Annotated in this window: 13 protein-coding genes; 3 read left to right on the top strand and 10 right to left on the bottom strand. The window is 74.1% G+C overall.

Annotation, left to right across the window (positions count from 1 at the left end):
- Nucleotides 1–73: 73 nt before the first annotated feature.
- Nucleotides 74–1,039: a sigma-70 family RNA polymerase sigma factor gene (locus tag AC3ANM_RS13390; RefSeq protein ID WP_488284911.1), complete on the bottom strand. Its 966-nt coding sequence runs from the start codon at nucleotides 1,037–1,039 to the stop codon at nucleotides 74–76.
- A 230-nt stretch (nucleotides 1,040–1,269) separates the two neighbouring features.
- Here AC3ANM_RS13390 and AC3ANM_RS13385 point away from each other — a divergent pair, with 230 nt between their 5' ends.
- Nucleotides 1,270–1,767 (top strand): DUF6328 family protein, encoded by a 498-nt coding sequence (locus AC3ANM_RS13385; protein WP_488284910.1) that lies wholly within the window; start codon nucleotides 1,270–1,272, stop codon nucleotides 1,765–1,767.
- An 82-nt stretch (nucleotides 1,768–1,849) separates the two neighbouring features.
- Here the strand turns inward: AC3ANM_RS13385 and AC3ANM_RS13380 are convergent, their stop codons facing one another.
- Both AC3ANM_RS13380 and AC3ANM_RS13375 read right to left on the bottom strand, forming a co-directional pair.
- Entirely contained in the window at nucleotides 1,850–4,243 is a 2,394-nt protein-coding gene (locus AC3ANM_RS13380; RefSeq protein ID WP_488284909.1) for a sodium-translocating pyrophosphatase, read from the bottom strand.
- Between the two features lie 294 nt (nucleotides 4,244–4,537).
- Entirely contained in the window at nucleotides 4,538–4,879 is a 342-nt protein-coding gene (locus AC3ANM_RS13375; protein WP_488284908.1) for an STAS domain-containing protein, read from the bottom strand.
- 153 nt (nucleotides 4,880–5,032) lie between these two features.
- Between AC3ANM_RS13375 and AC3ANM_RS13370 the strand changes: the two genes are divergently transcribed.
- Together AC3ANM_RS13370 and AC3ANM_RS13365 are read left to right on the top strand one after the other, a co-directional pair.
- Entirely contained in the window at nucleotides 5,033–7,378 is a 2,346-nt protein-coding gene (locus tag AC3ANM_RS13370; RefSeq protein ID WP_488284907.1) for a DEAD/DEAH box helicase, read from the top strand.
- Between the two features lie 66 nt (nucleotides 7,379–7,444).
- The gene (locus AC3ANM_RS13365; RefSeq protein WP_488284906.1) at nucleotides 7,445–7,876 is read left to right on the top strand and encodes a hypothetical protein; all 432 of its coding nucleotides are present in this window, start codon (nucleotides 7,445–7,447) and stop codon (nucleotides 7,874–7,876) included.
- A gap of 99 nt (nucleotides 7,877–7,975) precedes the next feature.
- Here AC3ANM_RS13365 and AC3ANM_RS13360 read toward each other — a convergent pair whose 3' ends face one another.
- The 7 genes from AC3ANM_RS13360 to ssd form a co-directional block, all read right to left on the bottom strand.
- Nucleotides 7,976–8,404: an Rv3654c family TadE-like protein gene (locus AC3ANM_RS13360; RefSeq protein ID WP_488284905.1), complete on the bottom strand. Its 429-nt coding sequence runs from the start codon at nucleotides 8,402–8,404 to the stop codon at nucleotides 7,976–7,978.
- 26 nt (nucleotides 8,405–8,430) lie between these two features.
- A complete protein-coding gene (locus AC3ANM_RS13355; protein ID WP_488284904.1) occupies nucleotides 8,431–8,769 on the bottom strand; it encodes a TadE family type IV pilus minor pilin in 339 nt (112 codons plus the stop codon).
- 26 nt (nucleotides 8,770–8,795) lie between these two features.
- A complete protein-coding gene (locus AC3ANM_RS13350) occupies nucleotides 8,796–9,029 on the bottom strand; it encodes a DUF4244 domain-containing protein (protein WP_488284903.1) in 234 nt (77 codons plus the stop codon).
- Between the two features lie 47 nt (nucleotides 9,030–9,076).
- Nucleotides 9,077–9,511, bottom strand: a complete 435-nt coding sequence (locus tag AC3ANM_RS13345) for a type II secretion system F family protein (RefSeq protein ID WP_488284902.1) — start codon at nucleotides 9,509–9,511, stop codon at nucleotides 9,077–9,079.
- A gap of 134 nt (nucleotides 9,512–9,645) precedes the next feature.
- The gene (locus AC3ANM_RS13340) at nucleotides 9,646–10,425 is read right to left on the bottom strand and encodes a type II secretion system F family protein (RefSeq protein ID WP_488284901.1); all 780 of its coding nucleotides are present in this window, start codon (nucleotides 10,423–10,425) and stop codon (nucleotides 9,646–9,648) included.
- On the bottom strand, nucleotides 10,422–11,633 hold the full coding sequence (locus AC3ANM_RS13335; protein ID WP_488284900.1) for a TadA family conjugal transfer-associated ATPase: 1,212 nt from the start codon (nucleotides 11,631–11,633) through the stop codon (nucleotides 10,422–10,424). Before AC3ANM_RS13335 ends, AC3ANM_RS13340 begins: the two co-directional genes overlap by 4 nt.
- Nucleotides 11,630–12,361 (bottom strand): septum site-determining protein Ssd, encoded by a 732-nt coding sequence (ssd, locus tag AC3ANM_RS13330; RefSeq protein ID WP_488284899.1) that lies wholly within the window; start codon nucleotides 12,359–12,361, stop codon nucleotides 11,630–11,632. The genes AC3ANM_RS13335 and ssd overlap by 4 nt, the downstream gene beginning before the upstream one ends.
- Nucleotides 12,362–12,399: the final 38 nt, after the last annotated feature.

Raw genomic sequence — 12,399 nt, 5'->3', positions numbered from 1 at the left:
GGGGTGGGAACAAGATGCACCAGCAGGCGCGCCGCGCGCCAGCGCCGCGCCCGACCTGTCCGGTATGCCCGGTTCAGTCCAGGGCGGAAAGGGCCTCCGGGCCCTCGGCGTCGACGTCCTCGACCGTCACCAGCGCGTCGCGCAACCGCCGCAGCAGGTCACGCAGCAGCCGGGAGACCTGCATCTGGCTGACCCCGAGCTCGGCCCCGATCTCGGCCTGCGTGAGCCCGCGGACGAACCGCATGACCAGGATCTGCCGCTCGCGCGGGGTGAGCGCGGTGATCACCGGCACCAGGGTCTGCAGCCGGTCGATCCGCTCGAACTCGTCGGTGACGTCCGGCACGAGGTCGCCCAGGGTGGCGCCCGCCTCGGCGTGGGCGGGGGCGTCCAGGGACAGCGGCGCGAAGCACCCCTCGACGGTCAGGGCCTCGCGCAGCTCCAGCAGGTCGACAGCCAGGGCATGAGCCAGCTCGGAGGCAGTGGCAGGACGACCCAGCGACTGCACCAGCTCGGGCTCGACCCCCTGGACGGCCCCCTGCAGCTCCTGGATCCGCCGCGGCGGGCGGACCGTCCAGGCGAAGTCACGGAAGTGGCGCTTGATCTCCCCCGAGATCGTCGGGTTGGCATAGGCCAGGAAGCTGGCCCCCTCCTCGGCGCGGAAGCCCCGGACCGCCTTGACCAGGCCCACGTAGGCGACCTGGAGCAGGTCCTCCCAGTCCACGCCGCGCCCGCGGTAGCGCGAGGCGATGCCCTCGGCGGTGCCGATGTTGAGCAGGAACGCCTCGTCCAGCAGGCGGGTGCGCTCCTCGGGGCAGACCGCCTGCGAGGCGTCCAGGAGCAGCTGCAGGGTCTGGTCGTTGCGGGTCGGCGCCGCCTCGACCGCGGCCTCGATCGCCGCGTCGACCGCGGCTTCGGCGAGCTCGGACCCGGCCGGGTCCGGAACGACGAGCTCCGGCTGCTCCAGCTCGGGGGCGGCCGAACCGGCGACCGGCGGGCCGATGTCTGCTGCGGAGGAGGGTGAAGCGGCCTGCGATGTCATATGACGCCCGTTCATCCGAACGTGGAGACATGGCACCGCTTCTGGACCTGTCGTTCGGTCACTAGAACACGGATGGGGTACCGGGCACAACCCCGCCAAAACCGGGGCACGTCGGACAACCCCCGCCTTGGTCCGGGGTACCGTGCCCAGTCGCTCGGCACCCCGGCTGGAGGTCGTTACCCCGCTCGCAAGCGGCCTAAACAACCCGAGGTCGTGGCAGGCTGCGGCGCATGAGCAGCGCCACCGACTCCTCCGACGACGCCCGGCCCGGCGAGACCCCGACCCAGCGCGCCGACCGCAACTGGGACGAGCTGCTGCAGGAGCTGCGGGTCACCCAGACCGGTGTCCAGATCCTGACCGGCTTCCTGCTCACGCTCCCCTTCCAGCAGCGCTTCGCGCGCCTCGACGCCGTGGAGAAGGGCATCTACCTCACCGCGGTGATCCTCGGCGTGACCGCCATCGCGCTGCTGATCGCCCCCGTCAGCTCGCACCGCCTGCTGTTCCACAAGCACCGCAAGCAGGTCCTCGTGGAGACCGCGAACCGCTTCGCCAAGGCCGGCCTGGTCGCGCTCGCCCTCACGGTGGGTGCCGTCATCCTGCTGGTCTTCGACGTCGTGCTCGGTCGGGGCGTGGCCGTCGCCGTCGCCACCGCCGTGCTGGTCGTCTTCCTCATCAGCTGGTTCGTCGTGCCCGTCGCGGTCCTGGCCCGCGACCGGACCCGCCCCTGACACCCCCTCGCCCCACGCACCGCGGCCAGCCACCCTCCCGGGTGACCGGCCGCGAATACGACTGGCTGGTATGCCGTGTGGCTCAGTCCGCGGTGGCTGAGACCGTGGCGGGCGGCTGCTCCACCGTCGGCGTGCCACCGGTGTCGTCCCCGCCCGCGATCGAGATGTCGCGGCGCTTGGACACCATGATGGCGCCGATGGCGACGAGCGCCGCGACCCCGGCGATGCCGTAGCGGATCGCCGGGTTGGCGCTGGAGCCGATCGTCAGCTGCACGATGGCCGGCGCGATGAGGACCGACACGAGGTTCATCACCTTGATCAGCGGGTTGATCGCCGGGCCGGCCGTGTCCTTGAACGGGTCGCCGACGGTGTCGCCGATGACGGTCGCCGCGTGGGCGTCGCTGCCCTTGCCGCCGTAGTTGCCGTCCTCGACGATCTTCTTCGCGTTGTCCCACGCGCCACCGGAGTTGGCCAGGAACACCGCCATGAGCACGCCCGCGCCGATGGCGCCGGCGAGGTAGCCGGCGAGCGGGCCGATGCCCAGGCCGAAGCCGACCGCCACCGGTGCCATCGCCGCCAGCAGGCCGGGGGTGGCCAGCTCGCGCAGGGAGTCCTTGGTGCAGATGTCGACGACGCGGCCGTACTCCGGCTTCTCGGTGCCGGCCATGATCCCGGGGTGCTCGCGGAACTGGCGGCGCACCTCGAAGACGATGGCGCCGGCGGCGCGGGTCACGGCGTTGATCGCCAGGCCGGAGAACATGAACACGACGGCGGCGCCGATGATCAGGCCGACCAGGGTGCTCGGGGTGACGACCTGCAGGTCGAACATCAGCTGGACGGCCTTGCTCGGCGTCTGGGTGATCTCGCGCGCCGTGATCATCCGCGTCAGCTCGGTCTGCCAGGCGTCGCTGTAGGACCCGAACAGGGCCGTGGCGGCCAGCACGGCCGTGGCGATGGCGATGCCCTTGGTGATCGCCTTGGTGGTGTTGCCCACGGCGTCGAGCTCGGTGAGGATCTGGGCGCCCTCGCCGTCGACGTCACCGGACATCTCGGCGATGCCCTGGGCGTTGTCGCTGACCGGGCCGAAGGTGTCCATGGCCACGATGACGCCGACGGTGGTCAGCAGGCCGCAGCCGGCCAGGGCGATGAGGAACAGCGACAGGGCGATGGCACCGCCACCGAGCAGGAAGGCCAGGTAGACCGCGGCGCCGATGATGACCGCGGCGTAGACCGCGGACTCCAGGCCGAGGCCGATACCCGAGAGCACCACGGTGGCCGCGCCGGTCAGCGAGGTGCGGGCGACGTCCTGGGTGGGGCGCTTGTCGGTGCCGGTGAAGTGGCCGGTGAGCCAGAGGATGACCGCGGCCAGCACGATGCCGAGCCAGACCGCCAGTGTGGCGACGAGGCGCGGGTCGCCGCCGTGGGCCAGGATCTCGTTGGGCGCGCCGTTGGCCCCCGTGGGCAGGCCCTGCAGGTCGGAGAAGGACGACGGCAGGTAGAGGAACGCGGCGATGGCCGAGAGCACGGCCGAGACGAACGCCGAGATGTAGAAGCCCCGGTTGATGGCGACCAGGCCGCTCTCGCCGGCGCGGGTGCGGGTGATGAAGACACCCAGGACCGCGGTCAGGGCCCCGATCGCGGGGACGATGAGCGGGAACACCAGGCCGTGGGCGCCGAAGGCGGCCTTGCCGAGGATGAGCGCGGCGACCAGCGTCACGGCATACGACTCGAACAGGTCCGCGGCCATGCCGGCGCAGTCACCGACGTTGTCGCCGACGTTGTCGGCGATCGTCGCGGCGTTGCGCGGGTCGTCCTCGGGGATGCCGGCCTCGACCTTGCCGACCAGGTCGGCGCCGACGTCGGCGGCCTTGGTGAAGATGCCGCCACCGACACGCATGAACATCGCGAGCAGCGCGGCACCGAAGCCGAAGCCCTCGAGCACCTTGGGCGCGTCACCCTTGTAGACCAGGACGACGGTGGCGGCCCCGATCAGGCCCAGGCCGACCGTGGCCATGCCGACGACGCCGCCGGTGCGGAAGGCGATGCGCATGCCCTCGTCACGGTCGCCACCGCGGGCGGCCGAGGCCACCCGGACGTTGGCCTTCACGGCCAGGCTCATGCCCAGGTAGCCGATCGCCGCCGAGAACACCGCGCCGAGGACGAAGAAGCCGGAGCGGCCCCATCGCACGCCGGCGCTGTCGGCGGGCAACGCCAGGAGCAGGACGAAGACCACGACGACGAAGACGCTCAGCGTCTTGAACTGCCGCGCGAGGTAGGCCTGCGCCCCCTCCTCCACGGCGTCGCCGATGGTCTGCATGCTCTCGGTGCCGGGATCAGCGGCGAGCACCTGTTGCCGGAAGGTGACCCCCATGACCAGCGCCACGACCGCGATCGCGGCCACGACGATGACCAGTGTGAGGTTCGTGCCGGAGAGCGACAGCGTTGTCGCGTCGGCGGCTCGGATGAGGCCGGGCATTCCATCCTCCTTGTCAGGGAACAGCGGAACTCGCCTGCGTGCGGCGTCAGCCCACCCAAACCCGTGGGGCGACGCGCGTGAGCGTACCCGTGACCCACATCACACCCAACCGGAGAAAGCTGTGACCGGCGTCACGTGCCCGGTCAGGGTATGCGGCGACCCCGCCAAAGGTGGGGACCAAGGTCCGCGCGGCGTGGGACGCAGTCGGCCGGACCGGGCAGCAGTCAGCCCGGGATCCCTGCGTTCGCAAGGGATCCCGGGCTGACGGGAAGCAGTGCCGGGGTCGGTCGCGGCTCAGGCGTGGGCGCCGACGGCGTCGTCGACCGAGCCGAAGATCTGGAACACCTTGTCCAGGCCGGTGATCGCGAAGACCTTGAGGATGCGGTCCGCGGAGCAGACCAGGCGCAGCGAGCCGTCCTGGGCACGCACCGACTTCAGGCGGCCGACGAGGACGCCCAGACCGGTGGAGTCCATGAAGGTCACGCCGCTGAGGTCGACGACGAGATGGGTGTGCCCCGACTTGATCTGCTCGTCGAGGCGCTCACGCAAGGTCGGCGCGGTGTAGACGTCGATCTCGCCGCCCACATGCACCACGGTGACCGCCCCGCGTTCGGCACTGGAGATCGACAAGTCCACGAGCGTGCTCCTCACTGCGCGGTAGTGACCACATGATTCTGCGGCCCAGAGGTGCGCCAAGACTAGCGTTGTGACAATCACGGGGACACGAAGATCCGGTTTGTCATACCTCGGGGCGGTGCCGGGCCACTGCCGCGGCATACCGTAGGAGCGATGTCCGAGCCCGCCCTCTCCCGTGCCGTCCCCGCGGGCTTCGACCCGGTCGGGACGCTCCAGCGGCTCTCCGCGGGCCGCCGCAGCGAGCGGTTGGTGCACGTCCACACCGTCCCGGCGCGCCCCGAGGTGCGGGCCGACTGGCCCGAGTGGGCGCACCCGGCGGTCTACTCGGCCTTCGCCTCAGGGGGGATCACGGGGTTGTGGGCGCACCAGCGTGAGGCCGCCGACGCCGCCCACGACGGCGAGCACGTCGTCATCTCCACCGGTACCGCCTCGGGCAAGAGCCTGGGCTACCTGCTGCCGGTGCTCTCCGACGTCGTGGACGGCTCCACCGCCGCCAGCGGCCGCGGGGCGACCGCGCTCTACCTCTCCCCCACCAAGGCGCTGGCGGCCGACCAGCTGGCCCGGCTGAACGCCCTGGCCGTGCCGGGTGTCCGGGCGGCGACCTACGACGGGGACACCCCGCCGGACGAGCGGCGCTGGATCCGGGACCACGCGCAGTACGTCCTGACCAACCCCGACCTCATCCACCACTCGCTGCTGCCCGGGCACCAGCGCTGGGCGCCCTTCCTGCGCGCCCTGCGCTACGTCGTGATCGACGAGTGCCACGTCTACCGGGGGATCTTCGGCTCGCACCTGGCGGCGCTGCTGCGCCGGCTGCGCCGCGTCGCGGCCCGCTACGGCGCCGACCCGACGTTCATCCTCGCGTCCGCGACCGTCGCCGACCCGGCCGGTCAGGCCACGCGCCTGGTCGGTATGCCGGTCCGGCCGGTCGTGCGCGACGGCTCACCCCGGGAGGCGATGACCTTCGGGCTCTGGGAGCCGGGCCTGGTGCCCGGCGGCGGGGAGCACGACGCCCCGCACCGGCGCAGCGCCGTCGCCGAGACCGCCGACCTCCTCGCCGACCTGGTCAGCGCGGGCGTGCAGACGGTGGCGTTCGCCCGGTCGCGGGTCGGCGTCGAGACCGTGGCCGCGAGCGCGCGCCGCTCCCTGGCGGAGGTGGACGCGGGGCTGGAGGGTGCCGTCGCGGCATACCGCGGGGGCTATCTGCCCGAGGAACGGCGGGCCCTGGAGCGCGCCCTTCGCCGGGGGGACGTCATGGGGCTGGCGGCGACCAACGCCCTCGAGCTCGGCATCGACGTGAGCGGGCTGGACGCCGTGCTGCTCGCGGGCTGGCCCGGGACGCGGGCGTCGCTGTGGCAGCAGGCGGGGCGCGCCGGGCGGTCGGGCTCCTCCTCGCTGGCGGTCATGGTCGCCGGCGACGACCCGTTGGACACCTACCTCGTGCACCATCCGGAGGCGTTGTTCGAGCGGCCTGTCGAGGCCGCCGTGCTCGACCCCGAGAACCCCTACGTCCTGGCGCCACACCTCGCGGCGGCCGCGGCGGAGCTGCCGCTGACGCCGGAGGACGAGGTGTGGTTCGGCGCGACCATGGGCCCGCTGCTGGACACCCTGGTGGCCCGCGGGATCCTGCGGCGGCGGCCCACGGGGTGGTTCTGGGCGCGCCCGGACCGCGCCGGAGACCACGTGTCCCTGCGCGGGACCGGCGAGCCGGTGGTCCGGATCGTGGAGCGCGGCAGCGGGCGGGTGCTGGGCACCGTCGACGGGACGGCGGCCCACTCCAGCGTGCACACCGGCGCGGTCTACGTGCACCAGGGCCGGACGTTCGTCGTCACCTCCCTCGACCTCGCGGAGTCGGTGGCCCTGGTGGTCGAGGGCGACCCGGGGTGGTCGACGCAGGCGCGGTCGGTCAGCGCGTTCGACATCGGCGAGGTCGAGCGCCGCACCGAATGGGGCGCGGTGCAGGTGTGCTTCGGCTCGGTCGAGGTCCGCACCCAGGTGACGTCGTTCCTGCGCCGGCTGCCCTCCGGTGAGGTGCTGGGCGAGCACCCGCTGGACCTGCCCGAGCGCACCCTGCGCACCAAGGCGGTGTGGTGGACGGTGCCCGAGGACGTGCTGGAGGCCGTGGGCATCGCGGAGGTCGACATCCCCGGGGCAGCGCACGCCGCCGAGCACGCTGCGATCGGCATGCTGCCGCTGGTGGCGACCTCGGACCGGTGGGACATCGGCGGGGTGTCCACGGCCCTGCACCCGGACACCGGCCTGCCGACGATCCTGGTCTACGACGGCCACCCGGGTGGGGCGGGCTTCGCCGAGCGTGGGTTCGAGGCGGTGCGCACCTGGCTGGCGGCGACCCGGGACGCCATCGCGGCGTGCGAGTGCGCCACGGGGTGCCCGTCGTGCGTGCAGTCGCCCAAGTGCGGCAACGGCAACGAGCCCCTCGACAAGGCCCGTGCGGTGGCGCTGCTCGAGGCGGTCCTGGACAGCTCGACCGACCGCTGACGGGCCTGAGCGGCCCGGGAGGGCTAGGGTCACTGCCACGGACCCTGACCCCTGGAGGCCCACCCCATGATCCTCATCGGCCTGATCCTCATCGTCATCGCCGTCGGCGCGGTCGCCTTCGCCACGGCCGCCACCGGGTCGAGCTCGGCCAGCATCCACCTCAGCGCCGCCGGGGTGAGCGTCGAGGTCACGCCGCTGGCGATGTTCCTCGCCGGCTCCGCAGCCCTGCTCCTGCTCGTCCTCGGGCTGTGGATGGTCTCCTCGAGCCTGCGCCGCAAGGCCGCGCGCCGCATTGAGCTGCGCCAGCTCCGCAGGGACCAGGCCGCCGCGGAGGAGGAGGCGGCAGCGGCGCGGGCCCGCGCCGACCAGGGCGCCACGGCCACGCCCATCCGCTCGGCGCACCACGACCGGGCCCGTGACGGGGTCACGGACGAGACCCGCCCCATCGCAGACGACACCCTCACGGCGGAGCGTCCCGCCGACCACCGCGTCGAGTAGTCCGACCCCCGCACGGCGGAGCGTCCCGCCGACCACCGCGTCGAGTAGTCCGACCCCCGCACGGCCGCCCGGCACGGGCGGCTCCGGCAGTCGCGCCCGTCACGGGCTGACCGCGTCCTCGTCGGGCGCGGGCCCGGCCCGGGCGCGCGCGGCCGCGGCAGGTATCGGGCCCAGGCCGGGCCGCACCCTTACGACGACGGTCACGGACTCCCCGGCCGGGGCGCAGCCGGACAGCGCGGCGCCGTTGGCTGCGGCAACCCGCGCCGCCGTGGCGCACGTGCTCCCCGCGCTGATCCCGTCGAGCCACGAGGTCGCGGCCGCGAGGGCGGCGAGGTCGGCCGCGGAGCGGGCGCGGTGACTGGCCACGACGGCCGACGAGAGCACCGCCGCCGACGTGGCGAGCAGGCACAGGACCATCACCATCGCGAGGGCCAGGACCGTGCCTGACCCACGCTCCCCCTGAGGTCGCCGGGCGACGTCGGTGCGGGCCGGTGCGGGCGCCGCAGCGCCCCTCACTCTCTCCGCCATCACGCGACCACTGTGCTCACCACGGTTCACGGCTCCTGCCCCGTCTGCTCCCGCGCCGCCGTCGCCGAGGCCTTGGCCCGGAAGCCCAACGGCACGAGGCCGGCGAGCCGCCGCTCCGGCGCGAGGACGACCACGGTCAGGTCGGTGCCACTGACGGTGACCGAGCTCGAGGACCCGGTGGGTGCCTCGCGGCGGACCAGGGCGTCGACGCTGCCGCCGGCCTCACCCCGGGCGGCCGCGCGGGCTGCGGCCCGGGCGGCGTCGACGCAGCGGACCTGGTCCACGGCGGCCCCGAAGGCCCAGAGGCACACGGCCAGGACGGCAACGACGGCAGGAAGCGCCACGGCCAGCTCGGCCGTGACCATTCCCGCCTGCCGTCGCTGCCGCCGGCTCACGAGGCGATCGCCAGCGCGGTGGTGATCAGGTGCTCCAGGGCCGTCTTGATCGCGCCGGAGCGCACCACGGCGATGAGGACGGCCGCGAAGGCGCAGGCGGCCAGGGTGCCGACGGCGTACTCGGCCGTGGTCATCCCGGCCTGGCCGACCAGCTGCCTCCGACGCCGGAGCGTCCGGAGCGTCCGGAGCGTCCGGAGCGTCCGGAGCGTGCGTGCCACGGAAGATGTCATGTGCGTTCTCCTTCGGTGAGTGCCGGAGTCCGGCGTGGACCGGGCCATCAGCGGCCCAGGATCTGGTGGGTCAGGGCAAGCACCACGGGGACGACCGTCGTGAGCGCAAAGGCAGGCAGAAACGCCAGGCCCAGGGGCAGGACGACCCGGACCCCCAGCCGGGAGGCGGCGACCTCGAGGCGCTGTTCCTCCGCCCGCCGCAGGTCGTCGGCGGCCCGGTGGAGCAGGTCGGCGGGCGCAGCACCGGTGCTGGCGGCCATCCGCAGCGCCCGGGCCGCCGGCTGCCAGGCGCCCGGGAGCACCGCCCAGGCCTGTCGGTCGTCCACACCCCACCTCAGGGCCGCCGACACGGTCTGGAGCTGGCGGGCGATCGGGGCGACCGAACGATCCGCCACGGCATCGAGCGCCTGGACAACGCCGACGCCCCCGCGCAGGGCGAGCGCGAGCAGGTCGACCGCGTCCGCCACGACGGGCAGCGTCACCGGCCTGGGCGAGGGCGTCCCGGGCCGAGTGGCCCCCGGCGGAGTGGGCGGCAGCGGCCACGGGTGAGGGCGTCCGGGGGCGATGAGAACGGACATCCCCACGGCCACACCCACGGCGACCGCCACGAGCGCGCTCACGCGACCACCGGCCCCTCGACGGCCTGGGCGACGAGGCGGCGCACCCACGCACGTCCGGCCAACGCCAGCAGGACCCCGAGCACGAGGCAGGCGGTGCACAACGGTGAACCGAGGTAGAGCGTCCGCGGGTCGACGCCGAGGGCCATCGCGAGCAGGGGCCCGCCCAGCGGGAGCACCGTCAGGATGTTCATCGTGGAGCGGGCGCCGGCGACGGCAGCGGTGAGGCGGCGGCGCTGCGCTGTGGCACCGCGGATGAGCCCGGCGGTCGTGCGCGCCGCGTCCGCGAGCGGACCACCGGTCGCCTCGGTCAGAGACCATGCCTCGGCCAGGAGGGCGAGCTCGGGCGATCCCAGCCTCCTGGCACCACGGAGGAGCAGCGACGACACGGGCTCGCCGGCCCGGACCGCCTCCTGGACCTCCACCGCCCACAGCGCGAACGCCCCCTCCGCCTGGGCTGCGCGCCGGCTCAGCCCGCCTCCAGGCTCAGCGGTGATGGCCCTCCCCGCTGCCAGGTGCCCGGAGACGAGCTCCTGCGCGGCATGCGCCAACGCCGCCCCCGGAGACAGCCCGGCCTGCAGCGCCGGGGCGACCGCCTCCGCGAGGGCGAGCGCCACCTCGGAGCCGCCACCACGCCCTGGACGACCGATCCGCAGGCGCCGCACGGTGTGTCGGGCTTGTGCTGCCGGGCCGGAGAGCGCCGACAGCCGGTCACCCGCGGCTGGCGCCGACGCCGTCAGGACCGCCGCGGCCAGGAGCAGCGGGACGAGGACGCTCATGCCGACCACCCCGAGGCCTCCGCAACCGCCGCAGGCACCTCACCCCGGCAACCGACGCCGCGAATGCGGGAGGGGTCAAGACCGCACAGGTTGGCCAACCGTGACCAGCCCCGCTCGGGGCGCGGCGACCCGTCGTCGGCCCGGCTGAGGGCGGGGACCACCACCGGCTCCTGCCCCGGCTCGCGCGCGAGCACGCCGATGGTCTGCAGCCGGCGGACACTGTCAGGCCGCGCCACGTGAAGGACGACGTCGATCGCACTGGACAGCTGGGCGTGCACCGCAGCCGGGCTCATCCCGGCCAGCGCCCCCAGCGCCTCGAAGCGGGCAACGACGTCGGCGCTGGTGTTGGCATGCAGCGTGCCGCACCCGCCCTCGTGGCCGGTGTTGAGCGCGGTCAGCAGCTCGCGCACCTCGGCGCCACGCACCTCGCCGACGACCACCCGGTCCGGGCGCATCCGCAACGACTGCCGCACCAGCGTGGTCATGGTGACCTCGCCGCGGCCCTCGACGTTGGGGGCGCGGGACTGCAGCCGCACCACGTGGGGGTGGTCGACGCACAGCTCGCGCACGTCCTCGACCAGCACGAGTCGCTCCTGGGCAGGCACCTCGGCCAGCAGGGCGCCGAGCAGGGTCGTCTTGCCGCTGCCCGTGCCACCGCTGATGACGAACGCGCGCCGTGTCCGGATCAGCGCCCGCAGCACCGGCAGCCAGCCCGCATCGAAGGCACCCCACCGGCCGAGCTCGGCGAGGGTGGGGGTCGCCCGGCGGGGCACGCGCAGGCTGATGTGCGTGCCATCCACGGCCAGCGGGGGCAGCACCGCGTGCAGGCGGACCCCGTCGGGGAGCAGGCCGTCGACCCAGGGGCTGGTCTCGTCCAGGCGGCGACCCGCCAGCCCGGCCAGGCGCACGGCGAGGCGCCGCACCTCCTCCTCGCCACCGACCTCCACGCCCACCCTCATGAGCTCCCCGTCGCGCTCGGCCCAGACCCCGGAGGAGGCGTTGACGAGGACGTCGGTGACGTCGGGGTCGGCCAGCAGCGGCTCGAGCGGTCCGGCGCCGAGCACCCGCGCTGTGAGGCTGGCGCGGGCGCTCGCCAGCCCCTGCTCACCGAGCCCCACCCCCTGCTCGGCCACCACGTCGGAGACGAGCGCTGCCGATGGAGGCCGACCGTGACGGATCTGCTCCCACACCGGGTCGTCGAGCCTCATGACGCCCGCCTGCTCCCGGCCGGCATCAGCAGCCCGGCCAGCGCGTGGTCGGCGGCACGGGCCAGGGCACCGCGGGCGCGGGACCCAGGAGGTATGCCGTGCAGCAGGTCCGCGTCCAGACCGGGGTCGTGGCGCACCTCCGCGATGACCGGAAGGTCGAGGGCCGCGCCGACGGACTCGGCCAGGCCGCCGGTGCGGGGACCGGAGCGCAGGGCAAGCCAGAGGTGCTCATGCTCGGCCGCGAGCGCGGCGGCAGCCGTGGAGGCAGCCGCAAGCGGCCTCACCCCGTCGCCGGCAAGCAGCACGAGCGCGTCCACCAGCGGGGTCAGGGCACCGGACAGCGCGTCACCGGGCCGGGGCAGGTCCAGGACCACGAGGTCGCAACAGGACCGCAGGGCGGTGACGACCTGGGTCCAGGCCTCCCCGGTCGGGCTGCACGCGCGGGTGCGGTCGAAGGAGACCACGGCCACGTCGTCGACGGTCGGCAGCCGGCGCACCAGCTGCGGTCCGTCGACCCGCCCCCGGGCGTCGGCGAGGTCGGGCCATCGCAGCCCGGGCTCCTGCTCGAGGCCGAAGGTGACGTCCAGTCCGCCGCCGTGGCGGTCGCCATCGACGCATGCCGTGCGCCGTCCAGCGGCGGCCGCGCGCACGGCCAGGGCGGCGGACAGCACGGAGGCTCCGACGCCGCCGGAGCCGGCAACCACACCGATCACGAGTGCTGAGGTCATGGCGGCCAGCCTCGGCCGACACGCGCCGGCAGGACAGG

It is taken from the genome of Oryzihumus sp. JJN4-3R, assembly GCF_057747915.1.
Note: the sequence above shows the minus strand (reverse complement) of the source record. Positions and strands in the feature narration are given on the sequence as shown.

What these genes read in the sequence shown, in the direction of transcription:
- AC3ANM_RS13390 (WP_488284911.1), bottom strand. Translation starts at nt 1,039, where the DNA reads ATGACATCGCAGGCCGCTTCACCCTCCTCCGCAGCAGACATCGGCCCG.
- AC3ANM_RS13385 (WP_488284910.1), top strand. Translation starts at nt 1,270, where the DNA reads ATGAGCAGCGCCACCGACTCCTCCGACGACGCCCGGCCCGGCGAGACC.
- AC3ANM_RS13380 (WP_488284909.1), bottom strand. Translation starts at nt 4,243, where the DNA reads ATGCCCGGCCTCATCCGAGCCGCCGACGCGACAACGCTGTCGCTCTCC.
- AC3ANM_RS13370 (WP_488284907.1), top strand. Translation starts at nt 5,033, where the DNA reads ATGTCCGAGCCCGCCCTCTCCCGTGCCGTCCCCGCGGGCTTCGACCCG.
- AC3ANM_RS13365 (WP_488284906.1), top strand. Translation starts at nt 7,445, where the DNA reads ATGATCCTCATCGGCCTGATCCTCATCGTCATCGCCGTCGGCGCGGTC.
- AC3ANM_RS13360 (WP_488284905.1), bottom strand. Translation starts at nt 8,404, where the DNA reads ATGGCGGAGAGAGTGAGGGGCGCTGCGGCGCCCGCACCGGCCCGCACC.
- AC3ANM_RS13355 (WP_488284904.1), bottom strand. Translation starts at nt 8,769, where the DNA reads ATGGTCACGGCCGAGCTGGCCGTGGCGCTTCCTGCCGTCGTTGCCGTC.
- AC3ANM_RS13350 (WP_488284903.1), bottom strand. Translation starts at nt 9,029, where the DNA reads ATGACATCTTCCGTGGCACGCACGCTCCGGACGCTCCGGACGCTCCGG.
- AC3ANM_RS13340 (WP_488284901.1), bottom strand. Translation starts at nt 10,425, where the DNA reads ATGAGCGTCCTCGTCCCGCTGCTCCTGGCCGCGGCGGTCCTGACGGCG.
- AC3ANM_RS13335 (WP_488284900.1), bottom strand. Translation starts at nt 11,633, where the DNA reads ATGAGGCTCGACGACCCGGTGTGGGAGCAGATCCGTCACGGTCGGCCT.
- ssd (WP_488284899.1), bottom strand. Translation starts at nt 12,361, where the DNA reads ATGACCTCAGCACTCGTGATCGGTGTGGTTGCCGGCTCCGGCGGCGTC.